Source organism: Mariniphaga anaerophila, from assembly GCF_900129025.1.
GTDB classification, from domain to species: domain Bacteria; phylum Bacteroidota; class Bacteroidia; order Bacteroidales; family Prolixibacteraceae; genus Mariniphaga; species Mariniphaga anaerophila.
In genome coordinates, this window is record NZ_FQUM01000004.1 from 305,316 (window position 1) to 324,639 (window position 19,324).

General features: G+C 42.1%; 19 protein-coding genes and 1 tRNA gene. 4 read left to right on the plus strand and 16 right to left on the minus strand.

Translation table 11 applies throughout. The features are described 5' to 3' along the window. Positions 1-186: 186 nt before the first annotated feature. From BUB08_RS09815 to BUB08_RS09840, 5 genes are all read right to left on the minus strand, one after another. The gene (locus BUB08_RS09815; protein ID WP_073001258.1) at positions 187-1,176 is read right to left on the minus strand and encodes a FecR family protein; all 990 of its coding nucleotides are present in this window, start codon (positions 1,174-1,176) and stop codon (positions 187-189) included. Between the two features lie 63 nt (positions 1,177-1,239). Further along, positions 1,240-1,821, minus strand: a complete 582-nt coding sequence (locus BUB08_RS09820; protein ID WP_073001259.1) for an RNA polymerase sigma-70 factor — start codon at positions 1,819-1,821, stop codon at positions 1,240-1,242. Positions 1,822-2,200: 379 nt separating this feature from the next. Continuing rightward, a complete protein-coding gene (gene ablB / locus BUB08_RS09830; RefSeq protein ID WP_073001261.1) occupies positions 2,201-3,031 on the minus strand; it encodes a putative beta-lysine N-acetyltransferase in 831 nt (276 codons plus the stop codon). Next, positions 3,015-4,340 (minus strand): lysine 2,3-aminomutase, encoded by a 1,326-nt coding sequence (gene kamA / locus BUB08_RS09835; RefSeq protein WP_073001262.1) that lies wholly within the window; start codon positions 4,338-4,340, stop codon positions 3,015-3,017. Before kamA ends, ablB begins: the two co-directional genes overlap by 17 nt. Before the next feature lie 202 nt (positions 4,341-4,542). After that, positions 4,543-5,007, minus strand: coding sequence for a MarR family winged helix-turn-helix transcriptional regulator (locus BUB08_RS09840; protein ID WP_073001263.1), 465 nt, complete (start codon positions 5,005-5,007; stop codon positions 4,543-4,545). Between the two features lie 141 nt (positions 5,008-5,148). Between BUB08_RS09840 and BUB08_RS09845 the strand changes: the two genes are divergently transcribed. Further along, positions 5,149-6,015, plus strand: coding sequence for a sugar phosphate isomerase/epimerase family protein (locus BUB08_RS09845; protein WP_245820188.1), 867 nt, complete (start codon positions 5,149-5,151; stop codon positions 6,013-6,015). Positions 6,016-6,173: 158 nt separating this feature from the next. Here the strand turns inward: BUB08_RS09845 and BUB08_RS09850 are convergent. Both BUB08_RS09850 and BUB08_RS09855 read right to left on the minus strand, forming a co-directional pair. Next, positions 6,174-6,246 (minus strand) — tRNA-Thr (locus BUB08_RS09850). 6 nt (positions 6,247-6,252) lie between these two features. Then, positions 6,253-7,155, minus strand: coding sequence for a sugar phosphate isomerase/epimerase family protein (locus BUB08_RS09855; protein WP_073001695.1), 903 nt, complete (start codon positions 7,153-7,155; stop codon positions 6,253-6,255). Between the two features lie 116 nt (positions 7,156-7,271). On the opposite strand from BUB08_RS09855, the gene BUB08_RS09860 reads away from it, so the two are divergent. From BUB08_RS09860 to BUB08_RS09870, 3 genes are all read left to right on the plus strand, one after another. Continuing rightward, entirely contained in the window at positions 7,272-7,718 is a 447-nt protein-coding gene (locus BUB08_RS09860) for a peptidylprolyl isomerase (RefSeq protein ID WP_073001265.1), read from the plus strand. 48 nt (positions 7,719-7,766) lie between these two features. Beyond that, positions 7,767-8,480 carry a vitamin B12 dependent-methionine synthase activation domain-containing protein gene (locus BUB08_RS09865; protein ID WP_073001266.1) on the plus strand — a complete coding sequence of 238 codons (714 nt, stop codon included), beginning with the start codon at positions 7,767-7,769 and terminating at the stop codon, positions 8,478-8,480. 145 nt (positions 8,481-8,625) lie between these two features. Beyond that, positions 8,626-8,967, plus strand: a complete 342-nt coding sequence (locus BUB08_RS09870; protein WP_073001267.1) for a hypothetical protein — start codon at positions 8,626-8,628, stop codon at positions 8,965-8,967. A 45-nt stretch (positions 8,968-9,012) separates the two neighbouring features. Here BUB08_RS09870 and BUB08_RS09875 read toward each other — a convergent pair whose 3' ends face one another. Genes BUB08_RS09875 through murD form a run of 9 tightly spaced genes read right to left on the minus strand, consistent with a single transcriptional unit; the run spans position 9,013 to position 19,312 of the window. Then, the gene (locus BUB08_RS09875) at positions 9,013-9,462 is read right to left on the minus strand and encodes a GatB/YqeY domain-containing protein (protein WP_073001268.1); all 450 of its coding nucleotides are present in this window, start codon (positions 9,460-9,462) and stop codon (positions 9,013-9,015) included. 19 nt (positions 9,463-9,481) lie between these two features. Beyond that, positions 9,482-10,873 (minus strand): cell division protein FtsZ, encoded by a 1,392-nt coding sequence (gene ftsZ / locus BUB08_RS09880; protein ID WP_073001269.1) that lies wholly within the window; start codon positions 10,871-10,873, stop codon positions 9,482-9,484. Between the two features lie 29 nt (positions 10,874-10,902). Beyond that, positions 10,903-12,237, minus strand: coding sequence for a cell division protein FtsZ (gene ftsZ / locus BUB08_RS09885; protein WP_073001270.1), 1,335 nt, complete (start codon positions 12,235-12,237; stop codon positions 10,903-10,905). 12 nt (positions 12,238-12,249) lie between these two features. Beyond that, complete coding sequence (gene ftsA, locus BUB08_RS09890) at positions 12,250-13,530, minus strand: cell division protein FtsA (RefSeq protein ID WP_083570689.1); 1,281 nt, start codon at positions 13,528-13,530, stop codon at positions 12,250-12,252. Between the two features lie 2 nt (positions 13,531-13,532). Next, positions 13,533-14,282 carry a cell division protein FtsQ/DivIB gene (locus tag BUB08_RS09895; protein ID WP_073001273.1) on the minus strand — a complete coding sequence of 250 codons (750 nt, stop codon included), beginning with the start codon at positions 14,280-14,282 and terminating at the stop codon, positions 13,533-13,535. Next, the gene (gene murC / locus BUB08_RS09900) at positions 14,282-15,667 is read right to left on the minus strand and encodes a UDP-N-acetylmuramate--L-alanine ligase (RefSeq protein ID WP_073001274.1); all 1,386 of its coding nucleotides are present in this window, start codon (positions 15,665-15,667) and stop codon (positions 14,282-14,284) included. The genes BUB08_RS09895 and murC overlap by 1 nt, the downstream gene beginning before the upstream one ends. Continuing rightward, a complete protein-coding gene (gene murG, locus BUB08_RS09905) occupies positions 15,664-16,761 on the minus strand; it encodes an undecaprenyldiphospho-muramoylpentapeptide beta-N-acetylglucosaminyltransferase (protein WP_245820189.1) in 1,098 nt (365 codons plus the stop codon). Before murG ends, murC begins: the two co-directional genes overlap by 4 nt. A 7-nt stretch (positions 16,762-16,768) precedes the next feature. Next, positions 16,769-17,974 (minus strand): FtsW/RodA/SpoVE family cell cycle protein, encoded by a 1,206-nt coding sequence (locus BUB08_RS09910; RefSeq protein ID WP_073001276.1) that lies wholly within the window; start codon positions 17,972-17,974, stop codon positions 16,769-16,771. After that, complete coding sequence (gene murD / locus BUB08_RS09915; protein ID WP_073001278.1) at positions 17,975-19,312, minus strand: UDP-N-acetylmuramoyl-L-alanine--D-glutamate ligase; 1,338 nt, start codon at positions 19,310-19,312, stop codon at positions 17,975-17,977. Positions 19,313-19,324 lie beyond the last annotated feature (12 nt).

Consider the following 19,324-nt stretch of genomic DNA (forward strand, 5'->3'; position numbering starts at 1 on the left):
GTCCATGGATACTTCGATTTTTTTCCATAATTTTGAATGGTTTAAATAAATAATTCTGATTGTTTATGAACTACTTAAAAGGGGCAGAAAGGGCAAGTTTCTGTTCCTTTTCTCTTCCTGGTAGTTACAGGTAAAATTGATTCAACTCATATGCATTAAAAATTTAGTTCAAGTGTTTTTATTTGCTTAGTTATTTTCTTCTGGTTTTATTGAGAATACTCTGGTTTTAGCATTAAAACTGTATGTCACCGGAGCCGCTTTACTTATCATCTCCATCACCTCGCTAACGCTTTCCATCTCAAGTGTTCCGGTGTACCACAATTCATCAAGAGCAGGATCTGTATATTCAATTTTTATATTGTACCAGCGTTCCAGCTTTGTAATGAAACTGGGGAAAGGCTCCCGGTTAAAGAATAGCAGGCCGTCTTTCCACGATGTAAAATATTTAGTTTCCACATTCTTTGTGACAAAACCGTTGCCCGCTTTTACCATCTGTTCCCCAGGGTTCAGTGTTACTCCACTTGTTGTGCCGCTTGCTTTAAAAACGACAGCGCCTTCTTCCAGGGTAGTTTCAAAGGCATTGTCATCGGTGTAAGCTTTTACGTTAAACGAAGTTCCTTTTACTTCTACATCTCCATAGCCGGTTGATACAACAAAAGGCATGTTGGATTTTTCCACCTTAAAATATGCTTCGCCAACTAAAGTTACCGCCCTGGTCTTATCGAAATTCAACGGATATGAAAATGTTGACCCGGAGTTTAGCCAAACAACAGAACTATCTGGTAAGGTAAAACTTGTTTTTGCGCCATAAGGCGTTGTTATGGTCTGCAGTTCGGTTGTCAACTTGTTTTGCTCTGATTTTTGCATGAAAAAAATATTTCCAAACAACAAGATGATTACTAAAACTGCAGCAATACGCAACCCCCAGACGTAAAATTTCATTTTTCGATGAATTGCTTCCTGTTTATCCAGCAACACGGCCTCTTTTATTCGGCTCCAAAGTTCAGGATTTGCAGAATGGGTAATTTCATCATCCTTCATCCGGGCTTCCCAAAGTGATTTCATCAGGCCGGAAATAATGAGCTCGTTCTTTTTATCACTTAAAGAGTCAGTGAATTTATCGAACTCATCTGGTCTTAAAACCGAATAATAATATTTTCTGAATAAACTCCTCATGTTAAGCTGTCTTTATTAATACACAGCAAAAAGGTCTACCCCCAGTGAAATAGAGAAAAAAAATTAGAAAAAAAGATAGAAATACAATAATGAAATCATTCCCAGCTCTTTTAATTTGGATTTTATAAGACCAGCAGCCTGTGTTATATGGTATTCAACTGTTTTGGTTTTTATCCCCAGCTTCTCCGCTATTTCTTTATGCGATAAACCCTCTGCGCGACTTAATACAAATACTTCCTTTTGACGTTCGGGGAGTTTATCAATAATCTCGTCAACCTTCGTTTTTAGTTCGTCATACTCAATATCCGCTATTGATGAATACTCCTGTGCAATAGACAGATTACGAATTTTTTCTCTTGCATTTTCGTTATTCAGTCTACTTCGCAATTCGTTCAATAAAAGATTTTTGGTGATGGTAAAAATAAAAGAATTAAAAGTTGACGCAGAATTTATTTTTTTGCGATTGCGCCAGATTTTGATAAAAACTTCCTGTATGATATCATCAATGCCGTCTTCGATTTTAAAAAAAGACTTTGAAAAACTGAACAACCGTGGATAATAGAAATTGAATAATTCCTCAAGCGCTCCTTCATCATCCTCTGCCAAATTAGAAATTATCCTACTTATATTTATCTCTTCAGTCATATCAATTAGTTATTGAGCGCAAATTTAAAAAATTTGATTTACTCAATCTACTAAATGCTATTAAACAGCCAAGCCAATAGTCTTTTCGCTATTATCTAAGTCTTCCAAAAAGCGGCCTGTTTTATGTGAAGAAACAACTCTTTTGTAACTTCTGCTTTCCCTCTTCTATTTTTTCTGGAATTATTCGTTAGGTGTCAAATCATCGGGCACCGGCAAGTAATCTTCGTACATCCGAAATCGTTTACAATTATTCCAGCCTTTGGGGCCCCGGTTACAAAATACATTTTTAACAATGAAAATATTGTTACTCACCTTACTATTTTTATTCTGATATACAGAGCATTTCCCTGAATGCTTACAAAGCTTTCCCAAATACATACTATAAATGTTTATAAAAGATATTCATGCTTTCAATTTTCCCGGCAATATTTGTGTTATTCACCAACGTACCGCTATATCGGTATCCCGCGTTAAGGAATGTTTTATTCATTCCTGGCTCAGCCAGCCGGGCTATTGTATATGCAGTTTTTATACCTTTCAATTTTATTTCTTTTTCCATGAAATTCAACAGGTGCAAAGCCAGGTTCTTTCCGCGGTATTCGGGAATAACTGCAAAATCAGTCATTTCAGCGTTACCTCTGTTAAAATCGACTTCCGCATTTGAAATACCAATTAACTTTTTATCGTCCCAAACCCCAAAATACAATGCGCTTTCTTCACGCATGGTTTTTAGAATATATTCAGGATTTTCAACCGGAAACGGATAGGTATCAAAAACACTTTCCAGCACCTTTGAAATTACACCTGCGTCTTCCTCTTGCAATTGCCTCAACTCATATCCGTTTAACACCTTCTTATCATCAGACGAATTCGCTGAATTTAATATCCCCGAAAATACGTTCATTAATTCTGCGGGCGCATCTTCCCTGTTTTTGTCGAAAAACCTGGAAGCCAAGACACAATCGCCTTTGCCGTTGTAAAATTTCGGCACATAAGCCTCCACTTTATACCCCTTCAGAATAAAAACGGGCAAATCTTCAGCATGAATTTTTGTAACAATTTTAGAATAGCCTCCTTCTTTTGCGAGTTGTTCAAGTTCAGGAAGCACTGCCTCGCTATCAGAAGAGTCGTATTTCAACAAAAAAACCCGGTTGTTAAATTCGCCGTATTGTATTGTAGAATTTCCAATTTTCCTAATTCTGTCTGCCATTACTATCCCTTCTGTTATATCGTTCGTTATTATCGGGCACCAGCGAAATAGCATCGTCGTAATCCGACAACAACTTCTCAATTCCAATTCCTTTTTGCTCGTCAACCTCTCCCAACTGCAAATCAAGACTACACTCTTTGCAGTTGCGGTCGCAAAATTTCGACTCGTATATTTCCGGTTCTGTGTACGTTGTAATAATCCCTTCGTAATTACGCAACACCACTTTATTGGTAGACCAGGAGATAATATAATTTGGCATTACCGGAATTTTTCCTCCACCTCCCGGAGCATCAATTACATATGTTGGCACGGCAAAACCCGAAGTATGCCCAATCAGGCTTTCCATTATTTCAATTCCTTTTCCGACAGGCGTTCTGAAGTGAGCCAGCCCCTCAGACAAATCACACTGGTACAGGTAGTACGGACGCACCCTGTTTTGCACCAGTTTGTGCACCAGTGTTTTCATAATACGGGGGCAGTCATTCACATCTGCCAGCAGAACAGACTGGTTTCCCAAGGGAAATCCGGCATCAGCAAGTTTTGCCAACGCTTCCCGCGACGAGGCGGTAATTTCACGCGGATGATTAAAATGCGTATTAATCCAAACAGGCTGGTACTTTTTCAGCATTTCAACAAGTTCGCTGGTAATTCGGTACGGAAGCACAACCGGCATCCGTGTTCCAATTCTAACGACTTCCACATGAGGGATAGATGTGATTTCCGACAGCAGCCAGTCGAGATAACTATCTGAGAGCATAAACGGGTCGCCGCCCGAAAGAAGGACATCCCGCACTTGCGGTGTATTTTTTATGTATTCGATGCCTTTTAACAGCTGTTTTTTGGAAGGGATTGAGTCCACGTCGCCCACTTTGCGTTTCCGCGTACAATGGCGGCAATACATCGAGCAAATGTTACTTACGTGAAACAAAACCCTGTCGGGATAACGATGGGTAATTCCTTCAACCGGACTGTCCTTATCTTCAGAAAGCGGATCTTCCATGTCGGTTTTCAGCACTGTCAATTCACTTATATTGGCAAATGCCTGTTTAAAAACCGGGTCGTTCCTATAATTGTCAGTATCTATTAACGAAAGATAATAAGGCGTTACTGACAAAGGGAACCTGTCCAACGTTTCGGTTATTAACTCTTTTTCGCTTTCCGGAAACTGAATTCCTGTAAGCAACTCAAATTTATCGACTGTTTTTACCGAGTTTTTAAGTTGCCATTTCCAGTCTCTCCAGTTTGAAAGATTGCTTTCCGGCCTGATTTTCCTTGCGATTTCCTGTTGAGCATCGTTAAATATGTCCATAAGATAGTTTCTATACAAACAAAAGTAATAAATACAAATTGCTATCCCAATGATGGATATCAGAAGAAAACCAAAAAATCTACCAAGATTCTACTAGCAAACAGTCACATAAAAGGATATTCTCCAAATATCTGCGACTGGATATTAACGAAAAGTTAATCTATATAGTTTCTACAGGAACTATTTAAATAACGATAATAATTTACTCTCCTTCGGGAATAACAGGGAATGCTTCAAGCTCATCAATTCCAAGAATATTTACCAGTAACTCAAGGCTGTTCTGAACTTCCAGAATTGCCTGATCTTCCTGTTTCCCCAATTTCTCTTCCAGCTTTTCGTGAAGAAGTGAAGGCATGTTCGTCATTAGCGTATCGCCTTTGGAGGTCAGTGCAATTGTCACAACTCTTCGGTCTCCAGACTTGGGCAAACGGGCAACCAACCCTTTTGTTTCCAACCGGTTAATTATTCCGCTGGTGGTACTGGCATTCAAATTAAGAAACTTTCTTATCTCTCCTTGTCCGGCCTGAAAATTAACAGAATCGCGCAAATAATGCAGACACAAAACCTGAGGAATGCTTACTCCATACTCCTTTTCAATTTTCTTCGATTCGAGGTTAATCGAACGAACAATCTTTCTGATTTTTATTAGAATTTCAGTTGTGTCCATAACATATGCCGGAAAAATTTATTCCAAAGTAAAATAAAAATCCTTTGATTTTTAAACTAAACGTACTGTTAACAGAAAGAAATCTATAAATTTGAGTTCTTAAATTCATAAATCTTAATACCAAAAATGATGATTAAAAAAATGACAGTTAAGTATTTATTTTTCTTGGGAATTGCAGCATTTTTTGCCCAAGCATTTGTAGGTTGTAACCCGGCACCAAAAGAGAAATTTATTGGTTTACAACTATACTCGGTTCGCGACGACATGAAAAAAGACGTGCCGGCAACCGTAGCAAAAGTCGGAGAAATGGGGTACAAATTTGTGGAAGCCGCCGGTTATGGCGACGGTCAGTTCTACGGCATGTCACCAGCCGATTTTAAAGCATTGTGCGAAACTAACGGGCTACAGTTCCTTGGTTCACACACCGGACAAGATGTACCAGACTCTGCCAGTTGGGACAAAACCATGGCATGGTGGGATCAGGCAATTGAAGCACACGCAGCAGCTGGTGTAAAATGGATTGTTCAGCCATGGATGGGGAAAACAGGTTACGAAAGTCTTGATGGCCTGAAAAAATACTGCGCGTATTTTAATGCCGTTGGCGAAAAATGTAATGCCAAAGGAATTCGCTTCGGATACCACAACCATGCGAACGAATTTAAAACAGTACTCGATGGCAAACCTGTTTACGACTGGATGCTGGAATTAACCGATCCGAAAAACGTTATGTTCCAGCTCGACCTCTACTGGATTGTTGAAGGAGGTAAAAATCCACTGGATTATTTTGAAAATTATCCCGGCAGATTTGAAGTATGGCACATTAAAGACAAAGAAGAGCTGGGTGCAAGCGGCATGATGGACTTTGCATCTATGTTTGCAGAACGGGAAAAATCAGGAGCAAAATATGGTGTTGTTGAAGTTGAAAGATACAACTTCGAACCTCTGGTAAGCTGCAAAAAAAGTATTGATTTTCTTAACCAGGCCGATTATGTAGATTTCTACGAATAAGCGCCAGTCGGTGTTGAGAGTAGATATAAAAATCTACTGAACATATAAAAAAGAAGGCCGTTTCAATTCGATGTTGAAACGGCCTTCTTTTTTTGTCAATTTTATTTTAATCTATAAAAACACAGGGAAAACAACCACTCTTTTAAACAAATTAAAAGAGCCACTCACGGGACTTGAACCCGCGACCTGCTCATTACGAATGAGCTGCTCTACCAACTGAGCTAAAGTGGCTTTTGTTTATATTTTCGCCTGGGCTTTGGTTATCATATCTTCCCAAACCTGGCGTTGCTCTTTTAATGCAGCAACTTTGTCCTGTGGGTCGGTACGGCATTCCAACAATACCCAGCCTTTGTAATCCATTTTTACAAACATATCCATCAGTTGCTGGTATGGATAATCACCAATATTAAGTTCCCTCACGTGGCAAATATCGCCAAACCGATCTTTCACCAGGTTAAAGTTGTACTCCAGCCCCTGACCGTCTAAATCCTGTTCGTTGCAATTCCAGCAAACTGTAGAACCATCATTCTGAACATAATCCATTATCGATTTAATATTGGGCAGTTGCTGAGTACCTCGACCGTGCACTTCCAACCTTATTTGTTGCCCCATATCCAAAGCATACTTGCCCAGTTCATCTAAAGCTCTGCCAATTTGTTCCAATGTTTTTTCCTGTGGAATTCCTTCGTGAAACCTGTTTGGCTTAACTTTTACACCCGAACCTCCAATATCTTTACTTAACTGCAGCCATGCTTTGGTTGTTTCGACAGCCTCTTTAAGCCTCTCCGGCTCAGGCCAATCGTATTGTTCATTGGTTCCCATTCCAACTATTTCAACAGAACTTGCGCTGAACTGTTTTTTTACTTCTTCGCGTTGTGCTTTTGTTAAATCGAGCGTAACGCCGTGGGCATGTTCAACCCTCAGTTCAACTCCTCCAATTCCGGCTTCTGTGCAATTTTTAATTATGGTTGGAATATCCCAGTCTTTTGCCCAAAGATAAGTGACCAACCCCAATTTCATTTGAGAACCCGGAATTGCTGTTCCACATCCCATTAAACTACCCGATAAAAAGGCAGTACCGGTAAGAACAGAAAAATCCCTCACAAAATCTCGTCTAGTTTGTTTAGATAATTTACTCATAGTTTTATCGGTTGAGAATAAAATGAGCACAAAGATATCAATAAGTAACAGATGCAACAACCATCCAATAGAAATATCCCGGTTTTTTTTACATTTGTTCCGTAAAAAAATATAACATGACAAAGACGACAAAAGCAAACATTACAACTGAAAAAGGAGTGATGAAAGTAGAGTTTTATGATGCCGATGCTCCGGGAACGGTTGCCAACTTTGTTAAGCTTTCAAAAGAAGGTTTTTACGATGGGTTAACTTTCCACAGGGTAATTCCGAACTTTGTAATTCAGGGTGGATGCCCCGACGGAACAGGCGCCGGAGGCCCGGGATATACTATCCCCTGCGAAACAGACGGGAACAATCAGTACCACGACCGCGGAGTTCTGTCAATGGCTCACGCCGGAAAAGACACCGGAGGCTCTCAGTTTTTCATTTGCCACAACCGCGAAAACACAAAACACCTCGACAGACATCACACCTGCTTTGGCAAAGTGGTAGAAGGACTGGAAGTAATTGATGCTATTCGGGCAGGCGATGTAATCGAGAAAATTGAAATTACAGAAGAATAAAGCATAGCGAACACCTTTTTTAAACCAAACAGAGCAGCATAAAAACCGATGAATAATACCTTTCAATTTCTTTTTGAAGACCTTAGTGTTCTTTCTTCTGAAGTTGAAGAATTCATGGGTTTTGAAGCTGGTCAATCACCAGAACCGTTCGACAAGCTAATTGAAGACGGTTTAACTTTAGCCCCCAAACATTGCAAAATACTAGGTGCATACAAAATTTTTGACACCATTTCCGTCCACCCTCACCACAAAACGATACAAATTGCCACCCAGGTTTTTTCTCCCGGAAAAGTTATTTCAGCCAGACTAAAAAAGGCTACAAAGGTTGCAGTTTTTGTTTGTACGGCAGGCGCAGGAATATCCGAACTCTCGAAACAAAAAGCAGCAGAAGGCGACGATATGATGGCCTACATACTTGATGTTATCGGTTCGGTAACGGTTGACAAAACCGCAGAAAAAATTCAGAAAAAAATTCAGGCCGAAATAGAACCTTCCGGACTCAACATTACCGATCCCTTTTCGCCGGGTTATTGCAACTGGAGCGTAGCAGAACAACACAAATTATTCGCACTGCTCCCCAACAACATTTGTGGAATTTCCGTATCAGATACTTCGCTAATGTTTCCCATAAAATCGATTAGTGGAATTTCAGGAATAGGAGAACTCTGTAAACGAACAGGCTACCAGTGCGAATGGTGTTCAGACAAGAACTGTATTGTCGGAAAAATCAGGCGTCGTAATAGTTCAAAAAAAAGTGTTTGAACTGTTGCAAATATCAAAAGGATAATATTTATTTGCTGTGGTATTATTGGACTGGAAGACCAACCATTCAGCCATAAATACGATGGTGTTTTGATAGATTTGACATTAAAATTTTAAACAGAAGAAGATTAAATTTTTTTGAACTATGGCGCCTGTTAAACCAAAAATTATTAAAGATTACAACAAACTTGATAAAGAAATACAACAACAAATCAAGCTTGTTTATTCCGACGGATTTGCAGACAATCTCATCCACTTTTTCGACAAAAATGGCATTAAGGTAACAGCGTTGCCTTTTGAGACTGAAGACAAATATTACATGCTCCGAATGAGCGAAAATGAAGCCATTCAGATAGTCGATGACGACGATGATTTTGATGACGACGGTTTCCTGAAAGACGAAGTCAAACAGGACTACGAGGACAAATACGCGGATTTAGATCATGTTGCCGACCAGATAGCCGACGACGAGGATGATGATGATTAGAAACAGTTGTGTCCCCAGGCTGAAAAGCCCGGGAACCACTTCTGCTTATGATAACAATTCTTTTACTTTGGCAGCAATATCAGCTCCTTCTGCCTTACCGGCTAGTTCTTTCGAGGCAATTCCCATCACTTTTCCCATGTCTTTCATAGAAGAAGCTCCGGTTTTTTCCACAATCGATTTTACAATCGCAGTCATCTCCTCGTCACTCATTTTTACAGGAAGATATTTTTCGTAAACCTCTACCTGAGCCATTTCTTCATCGTACAATTCCGGTCTCCCCTGCTCTTTATAAATTGCAGCAGAATCAGTTCCCTGCTTTGCAAGTTTCGCAATGATTTTTATTGCATCGGCATCTGTTAATTCAGAGTGGCCACCTGCAGCCGTTTTTGCTTCAAGCATCACTTTTTTGATGTTACGGAGCGCTTCCAGTTTTTGTTTTTCGCGGGCTTTCATAGCCGCTTTTAAATCGTCATTTATCTGTTCAAAAAGTGACATAATCTTACGTTTTTTAAAATTAATCTACCTGCCCGTGAAGGTACGAATTTTTATCCGTCAGTTTATTTTCACTGTCTACAGAAAAGTTAGAAAGTTTCTTTTTATACTTCGGATCATTCATTCGCAATTGCCTTCTCTTGTATGCAGGAATATTTTCCAGTTCATCTAAATCTTCGTCTGAAGCCGAAGAGAAATCCATTTTTGTATTGTCGCCGCTCTTCCGTTCTTTTATAGTTTTTGGGTACAACACTTCAAACTCCAAATCATCTTCTGAATTTTCGTCTGAGCCAGAAAAACTAAATGCCTTCTGGTCGGTTTTTGTCTCCTCTTTTTCAGTTACAATCTCCGGAGATTTGCTCTTCTCTTTTAACGGTGCATCAACATCCAGTCGGTGGGTTTCCTTCTCCATTTTGCTTTCGCCGGTAATTTCGGCAATTGAGCTTTTCCCAAAGCCGGTGGCAATCAGCGTCACAGAAATTTCTTCGTCCAATTCTTCATCGCGGCCGTTTCCCCAAATCAGGTCGGCTTCAAAACCGGCTCTGTTCTGAAGGAAATCAGTAATTTTCCCCACCTCGTCCATGGTTACTTCTTTGGTTCCGGAAGTAATATTCAGTAGAATATTTTTGGCTCCGCGAATGTCGTTATTATTCAATAATGGTGAATTTAGCGCCTGCTCCACGGCTTTGGTTGCCCGGTCTTCTCCACTTGAAATTCCGGTACCCATCAGTGCCAGTCCGCTTTTACGCATTACTGTTTCCACATCGGCAAAGTCAACGTTAATATACCCGGGAACCGTTATTATTTCGGCAATGCCTTTTGCTGCAGTTGCCAATACATTATCGGCTTTGGAGAATGCTTCGGAAATTCCAAAATCGCCGTACATTTCACGAATACGCTCGTTGTTAATCACCAGCAAAGCGTCCACATGATTTTCCAACTCCATTATACCTTCAAGCGCTTGCTTTATCCTTCGCTTGCCTTCATTTCTGAACGGAATGGTAACAATCCCCACGGTTAAAAACCCCAGGGTATGACAGGCTTCTGCAATGACAGGAGCCCCTCCGGTTCCTGTTCCGCCCCCCATTCCGGCAGTAACAAACACCATTTTTGTATTGCACGATAGCGCTTCTTTTACATCTTCAATGTTCTCGAGAGCCGCATCTTTTCCCACTTCAGGCCTGTTCCCTGCTCCGCGCCCTTCGGTAAGCGACGAACCCAATTGTACTTTCGTTGGCACAGGACTGGCTTCCAACGCCTGCGAGTCGGTATTACATATCACAAAATCCACATCGCGGATTCCTTGCTTAAACATATGATTTAAGGCATTTCCGCCGCCACCGCCAACTCCTATAACCTTGATTGCAGCACTTGCATTTTTTTCAGGGAAACTAAAATTTGCCATTTTCTCCATCTTCTCGTTGTCTTTTCAGGTTAAACTATTTATCCTTCCAGCGATTGATCTTCATCATCAAACAACCGGCTTAAACCAAAATTTTTGTAAAACCAGTTGTCAATACTTCCTTGATTGACCGTCTCCTTCTTCTTATTCTTTTTTCTTTTTTCTTTCTTCTTTTGCGAAAAGGATGGCCTGTCGCTATTTTCTTTCTCTCTGTGCAGGCCCCAAAAGCTCACATCTTTCTGCTCTTCTTCTTCTACAACATGTTTTTTGAAAAGTACTTCCTCCAGTTCCGGCTCTGGTTCTGCTTCAACTTCGTTCTCCGGATTTGCCTGGGGCTGCTCAGCTTTTTCCTGCTCACCAAGATTGTACTTCTCGGGTTCTTGCCGGGGCTGCAGCAACTGGTTCGGATTGGTCTTGAAACCCGTTGCAAGAATGGTCACACTCACCTGATCTCCCAAAGATTCGTCGTATCCGTTTCCCCAGATTATATCAGCTTCCTGCCCTGCTCTTTCCTGCAAAGTTTCAATAATTTCACCGATTTCGCCAATAGTAATCTCATCTTTTCCGGAAATAATATTGAGCAGGATATTTTTTGTTCCACAAATATCGTTGCTGTCGAGCAATGGCGATTCCAATGCTTCGTTTACGGCGTCCATGGCGCGGGCTTCGCCAACAGCGAGACCGGTTCCCATAATAAATACTTTGCTGTTGCTCATTACTGTGTACACATCGGCAAAGTCGATGTTTACATTTCCGTGCAAAGTGATTATTTCTGCAACGCCTTTCACTGCCGTGGCCACAATGTTATCGGCCATTTTAAACGCCTGACGTGCCGGCAAATCGCCAAAAATACTATGAAGCCGCTGATTACTTACCACCAGCATGCTGTCAACAAATTCACTTAATTTTTTAATGCCTTCCATGGCCTGCCCGAACCGTTTCTTCCCCTCTGCCGGAGAAGGAACCGTTACAACTGCAATGGTTAGAATGTCCAGTTCGCGGGCCAAACTGGCAATAACCGGTGCTGCGCCCGTTCCGGTGCCGCCGCCCATTCCGGCTGTTATGAAGAGCATTTTTGTGTCGTCCTTCAACGCATTTTTTATGTCTTCGTAATTTTCGCGGGCAGCATCTTCTCCCATTTGCGGCATATTGCCGGCGCCACGCCCTTCGGTGAGTGTAACCCCAAGTTGTATTTTTACCGGCACCGGGCTGTTTTCCATCGCCTGCGAATCGGTATTACAAATAATAAAATCAACTCCGGCAATACCTTCTTCGTACATATGACTGACCGCGTTGCAGCCACCTCCACCCACTCCAACTACTTTTATAATTGAAGAGGAAGCTTTTGGAAATTGAAAATTCACTAATTCGGTCATATCGTCATTTTTTTATTTTAGTGCTACATCCTCGTCATCATCAACATAATCCAACACACCCTGAACCACTCCTTTCAGCCAGGGAGAAAAACGACTTTCTTTTTTCTTCTTCTCCTTTTTCACCTTCTTTTTGGGTGCAGGATCTGTTTTTTCCAATGCCAGTTTCAGCAGCCCAAGCGCTGTGAGATAGCCCGAGTCGCCAAAATTTTTCGGTTTATTTACCGGTGTAATTACCGGAAAAGCTATTCGCGCGTCCATTCCCGTGCGAAATTTCACCAGCGAAACCAGATTATTCAGTTCTGATGTACCTCCGGAAATAACGATTCCGGAACCCAACTGATCGGTAATTCCCGATTTTTCAATCTGATAATATACACTGTCGATAATTTCTTCCAAACGAGCCTGAATAATAAAAGCCAGACTTTTAAACGAAATTTCTTTGGGCTCCCAACCATTGTGCCCTGGAATAGTAACCACTTTCCGTTCGTCGGCAAAATCGCCCAGCGCCTGCCCGTACTGCACTTTTAACTGCTCTGCCCATTTGGGAAGAATAGAACATCCTTCTTTTATATCTTTAGTAACCACTTCTCCTCCAAACGGAATTACAGCGGTATGTATCATTACACCTTCGTGGTAAACAGCAAGTTTGGTAGTGCCTGCGCCAATATCCAACAGAATAGCTCCCAGCTCTTTCTCATCGTCGGTTAACGCAGCCTCTGCTGCTGCAAGCGGAGCCAGAATTACTTCGCCCAACTCTACCCCAACTCTATCGAACACCCGTCTGAAATTAGCGATGTAGATTTCAGGAACCACCAACAGCTTAAAGGCCGCCTCAATTTTCTGACCGATTGCCCCAACCGGACTCATGTCAGCCGGTTCACCATCAACCAAAAAAGTTTGCGGAATGATGTGAAGAATTTTGAAATCTTCGTCGTGTTCAAGTGTCTGCACCTCGCCAAACAGCCCGTCCACATCGGCCTGGGTTACCACTCCCTCTCCTGAAGTGTAACGAGAAGCTTTGTAGCTGGCTATTTTCAGGGGTTGGCCGGCATACGACAAATCCACCCGGGTAATTTTCCCGTCTACCTGATGCTGAATTTTTTCCAGAAGCTGTTCTACTGAACTTGCGGCTTCTTCTATATTCAGCACCACACCACGCTTTATTCCTTTGGCCGGAACCTTAGCCGAAGCCAGAATTTCCATTTTGCCATGTTCGTTTTTAAAACCGGCAAATGCTGCCATCTTTGCTGTGCCAACATCAATAACTACTGAAAAATTTGATTTAGAAGCCATATTTATTTCTTTTTCGCTATTATCTGATTCTTGTATTTTACGCTAACCATTTTGTATTTGTCCCAGTTATTATGCACCAGAAACTGCTCGTAAAATGCTTTCATATTTCTTAATTTCTCCTGAAAGTTATCCAGTGTTCCCATTTCGATCAGATGGTCGCCAACCAACGGAGTAACAATCACGTTTCCGTCGTTCTCCACATAAATCTGTTCAATTTGCGCTTTCCAAAACGGATTATCTTCCAGAAACTGCACAAAAGAGAGCAACTCATTCTTTGCATAGTCTTCTGTAAAATATCCGGAAGCAACCAGAACATTGGCGGTGTAATTGCTCGAAATGGGAATTTTCTCCCCGGTTTTATCCAGGTAATAAGTACCCGACGAAGACATGACCCGCAGGGCCGGTTCACGATGTTTTACGCGAACGCCCAAAATTCCTTTATAAGAAGTGCTGTCTTTTGCTACTACTTTAAAAACTTCTGCTTTTAAAATGGCCTGGTGTTTTTCAATTTCTTTTTCAATCGCCTCAGCATTTATATCCCGAAGTTCTTTCCCTACCAGCTTATTATCGGCAGCACTAATTAATCTGGCCACTTCTTCGCGGCTTGTTTTTATCAATTCGTTTTCGTTGAATTCGATTTCGATATTACGACAGGCCACATGCCGGCTCTGGCGGGCAGAAAATGCCAGCGTGACCACCAAAAATGCGGCCAGCAAAAAGTAACCTGCTAATTTCAAAATCTTTCGCAACATCAGTTTTTGTTTTTCAATACTTCAATAATCTGTTCAGAAATCCCGTCGATGTTGCCTGCGCCCATGGTAAGCACAACATCGGTTTCCCGTTCTTTTAACAACCCCGGCACATCGCTTTTTTCCACCAGAAATTTATGTTCATTTTTCATCTTCCCTAAAATCAATTCCGAAGAAACACCGGCAATGGGTTCTTCTCTGGCCGGATAAATCGGAACCAGCACAGCCTCGTCAAGCAAATCGAGGCTGGCAGCAAAATCGTCGGCAAAATCCCTCGTCCGCGAATAAAGATGCGGCTGAAAAATGCCGGTAACTTTCCGGTTCGGGTACAACGCTTTTACTGAGCCGATAACCGCTTTCAGCTCTGCGGGATGATGGGCATAATCATCGATATAAATTTGTGTTTCACTTTTAAACTTTACGTCAAACCGGCGTAAAACGCCCTGGTACTCTTCCAGACCCGACTTAATATCATCGGCAGATGCTCCCGCCAGAAAAGCCAATGCAGATGCTCCTACGGCATTTTCCACATTTACCAGCCCCGGGTAATTCAATTTACAGTGGGTAATTATTCCGTCAGGAGTTTTTAAATCGAAACAATAATGCCCTCCTTCGCTGCTCAAATGAAGGTTCACAGCATTAAAGTCGGCATTTTCGGAAAGGGAATAGCTGAACACTTCGGCCTGAGTTTTTGACGTATCCAGTTCCACTCCTTTTTTAACTACCAGTTTTCCGCCGGGTTTTATCTGGGAAATAAATTTTTCGAACGACTCTTCAATTTTTGCTTTGTCGCCGTAAATATCCAAGTGGTCGGCATCAACCGACGTTACCAGCGCCAGTTGTGGAAACAGGTTCAAAAACGAACGGTCGAACTCGTCTGCTTCGGCAACAATCCATGGCGAATTTTCGGGGGGCAAAAGCAGGTTATTTCTAAAGTTTTTAGATACACCCCCAAGGAATGCCCCGCAGCCTGCTTTCGATTTTCGCAAAATAGTAGCAGTCATTGTACTTACGGTGGTTTTCCCGTGCGTTCCGGAGACGGCCACACAGTTTCTTTCGTTACAAACCATTCCCAGCGCCTTGGCACGTTTAATTAACCAGGTAGGTTTTTCCATAAACCAGGAAAGCTCTTTATTGTCGTCGGGCAGTGCCGGGGTGTAAATAGCCAACGTTTCAACCGGATTCCAGTTTGACGGAATATGACGTATGTTGTCTTCAAAATGCACATCAATTCCTTCCGCCTGCAATGCATCGGTAAGAGCGGTCTGCGTGCGGTCGTATCCGGCCACATTCCGACCCGTGTACTTAAAATACCGGGCCAGCGCGCTCATCCCAATTCCCCCAATTCCGAGGAAATAAACATTCTTTATTTTCTGAAGGTCGCTCATTGTTTCAATAGTTTTTCTACTTCGTCTGCAATATGCCCTGTTGCGTTTGGCCGGGCCAGCTTTTTTATATTCGTTGAAAGTTCTTCACACTTCTGTTTATTATCAATCAGCGCAATGGTTTCGGGCAGCAGTTTTTCGTCAATTACTGCATCCGGGACCAAAATAGCAGCGCCTTTATCTGCCAACGCCCTGGCATTTTTTGTCTGATGATCTTCTGCCACATTGGGCGAAGGAACCAGAACCGCGGGTTTCCCCACCAGACACAGCTCCGAAATTGTGCCGGCGCCCGAGCGTGATATCACAATACCGGCAGCGGCATAAGCCAAATCCATTCTCGAAAGAAACTCATGAATATGAAGGTTACCGGGCGCGGAATCTTTCAGTTTCTCCTGAATTTCTTTGTAATAAATAGCGCCGGTTTGCCAAATTATTTCCACATCTGACCCGGCAATAAGCGAAACATTTTTAAGAATGGCGTTATTAATAGAACGGGCTCCCAAACTTCCTCCTACAATCAGAATCACTTTATCCGGTTTCGTCAACCCGAAATATTCAATTGCCTCCTGCTTGTTTCCACTTTGATTCAACAACGTTTCACGAACAGGATTTCCGGTAAGAACAATTTTATCTTTTGGAAAATACCGCTCCATATTTTCGTAGGCCACACAAATTTTGCGCGCCTTTTTTGCCAGCAACTTGTTAGTAATACCGGCATAGGAATTTTGCTCCTGAATAAGTGTGGGAATGCCTTTATTTGCAGCTGCCCGGAGCAGGGGGCCACTGGCAAATCCCCCTACGCCGATAGCAATCTGTGGATTAAATTGATTGATTATTCTTTTGGCCAGCCTGTTGCTTTTCAACAAACGGGCAACAAAAGTGAGCATTTTAATTCCGGGTTTACGCGGAAACCCGGTTACCGGAAGGCCAACAATTTTATAGCCTGCCGCCGGAACCTTTTCCATTTCCATTCGCCCCAAAGCACCTACAAACAAAATTTCGGCATCGGGATACCTTTTGCCAATTTCGTTTGCAATGGCCAGTGCCGGAAATATATGCCCGCCTGTGCCTCCACCACTTATTATGACACGTTCCATATTCATTCTATTTATTTATCTCGTAATCCTCATCGGGCAATGCCACCTGTACCGGAGGCTTTTGAATCTCACGATTCACCTGATTCTGATAACTTACACTCAAAATACAACCAAAAGCCACTGACGTGAACAACAACGACGTTCCACCAAGGCTCACCCACGGCAACGGCTGTCCTGTTACGGGCAACACTCCGGTTGAAACACCAATATTTATCATCGCCTGAAATACCAGCAACATGGTAAGCCCGGTAACCAGAAAAGCCGGAAAGGTTCGCGTGGCTCTTCGCACAATAACCACCGCCCTGAAAAAGAAAATGAGGTAAAGAAACATCACGCCCACTCCTGCAATCAATCCGTATTCTTCCACAATTATGGCAAAAATAAAGTCGTTGTAGGCAGCGGCCATGTAATTACTTACATCCGAATTTCCCGGGCCTTTTCCCAGAATTCCTCCTTCGTAAATGGCCAGTTTGGCATAATCGGCCTGGGTGATTCCTTTTTCTGCGTTGGGGTCGCCGTTAATAAACCGGTCGATTCTCCCTTTTACAGTGTGCATCCTCGTAGGAGCAGACGGAAACTGGTCGGCCAGAAAATAGGTAGCCACCACAATACCAACGCCCACCCCTATTACAATTGCCAAATATTTTAGCGGAACTCGCCCCACAAACAACATGGTTAAAATAGTAGCAAACAGCAATGCTGCGGTGGAGAAATTCGAAAGAAAAATCAGCCCGCAAATAACCACAGTGTGAGAGATTACTATTAAAAATGCTTTTTTAAGCTCTTCTTTAGATTGTTGTTTTTTCCCCAGAACTTTAGCCGAAAACATAATCAGGGAAATCTTTGCCAGCTCAGCCGGCTGAAAAGATATAAACCCGATATCCAAAGTACGTCCGCTACCACTTGCCATGCCCGCAAATTGCATAGCAGCAGAAATTAAAAGCAAACCAATACTCAAATAAACCAGCAGGTTGGCAAGGATAGAATAAATTTTAACCGAAAGAAAATTAACCATAACCAGCATTAGCCCTAACCCTGCTCCCAGAAAAAAGATTTGCCGGACAAGAAAGTGCATAGTATTACCGGACGCCTGCCGGTAAGCCAAAGCGCCAGTTGAGCTGTAAACAATTAACAGCGACAACAGCGACAACAAAAGAAGCACAATCCAAATAACCCGGTCGCCTCTGAATATTTTCGACTGAGTCAAATTCATTTACAAATTCCTTACTTGTTCTTTAAATTGTTTTCCACGATCTTCGTAGTTTTCGAACAGGTCGAAACTTGCACAAGCCGGCGACAGCAAAACAGTATCGCCATTCCGAGCCAGATAATACGCCGCTTTTACGGCTTCTTCCATACTCGATACGTCTATCACGTTTTTCACCAGCCCGTCAAAGGCCGAATGAATTTTCGCATTGTCTTTTCCCAGACAAACAATTGCTTTTACCTTTTCTTTTACCAGCGGATTAAGCATGGAATAGTCGTTCCCTTTGTCTATTCCTCCGGCAATCCAAACGATTGACTTCGGAATGCTTTCCAGTGCATACCAGGTAGAATTTACGTTGGTGGCTTTGGAGTCGTTTATAAACTCAATGCCATGAACTTTTAAAAACCTTTCTAACCGGTGTTCAACGCCATGAAACCCGGCAAGGCTTTCGCGCAATTGATCGTTGCGGATCTGAAAAACCATGCTTGCGATACCTGCAGCCATGGAATTGTACGTGTTGTGTTTTCCCTGTAAGGATAAATCCAGAATTGACATGCTGAATTGTTTTTGGTTAAAATTTATTATCAATTTCTTTTCGGAGACACCTGCTCCCGGGTTTTCCGGCTCCTTCAACGAGAAGGGAATACAAGCTGGTTTTATCTCTTTTTTTGCTATTTCGTTTTGAATAATGTCGTCGTCGGCACAATAAATAAAAACGTCGTTTTCCGTCTGATTCTGAAGAATGCGGAATTTGGAATCGACGTAATTCTGCATAACGTAACCGTAACGATTGAGATGATCGGGAGTAATATTCATCAGAACGGATACATCAGCCCTAAAATCGTACATCCCGTCTAACTGAAAGCTGCTCAGCTCAATTACATAGACATCGTGATTTGTTTCGGCTACCTGCCAGGCAAAGCTTTTGCCGACATTTCCGGCAAGGCCGACATTCAGTCCTGCTTTTTTCAGAATATGATATGTAAGCAGCGTAGTTGTTGTTTTCCCGTTACTACCGGTAATACAAATGGTTTTTGCCGTGTTATACCTGCCGGCAAATTCAATTTCCGAAATCACCGGAATTCCTTTTTCATTCAGTTTTTGAATCAACGGCGCAGTATCCGGAATGCCGGGACTTTTCACCACGGTTTGGGCATCCAGTATTTTAGCGTCAGAGTGCTGCCCCTCCTCAAACTCAATCTGATATTCCGAAAGAATGTCTTTGTATTTGTCTTTTATATTTCCCGAATCAGAAACAAATACGGCATACCCCTTCTGCTTCGCCAGGATGGCTGATCCCACCCCGCTTTCTCCTGCTCCAAGTATGACTAATCTATCTCTCATAATTTCTTACTT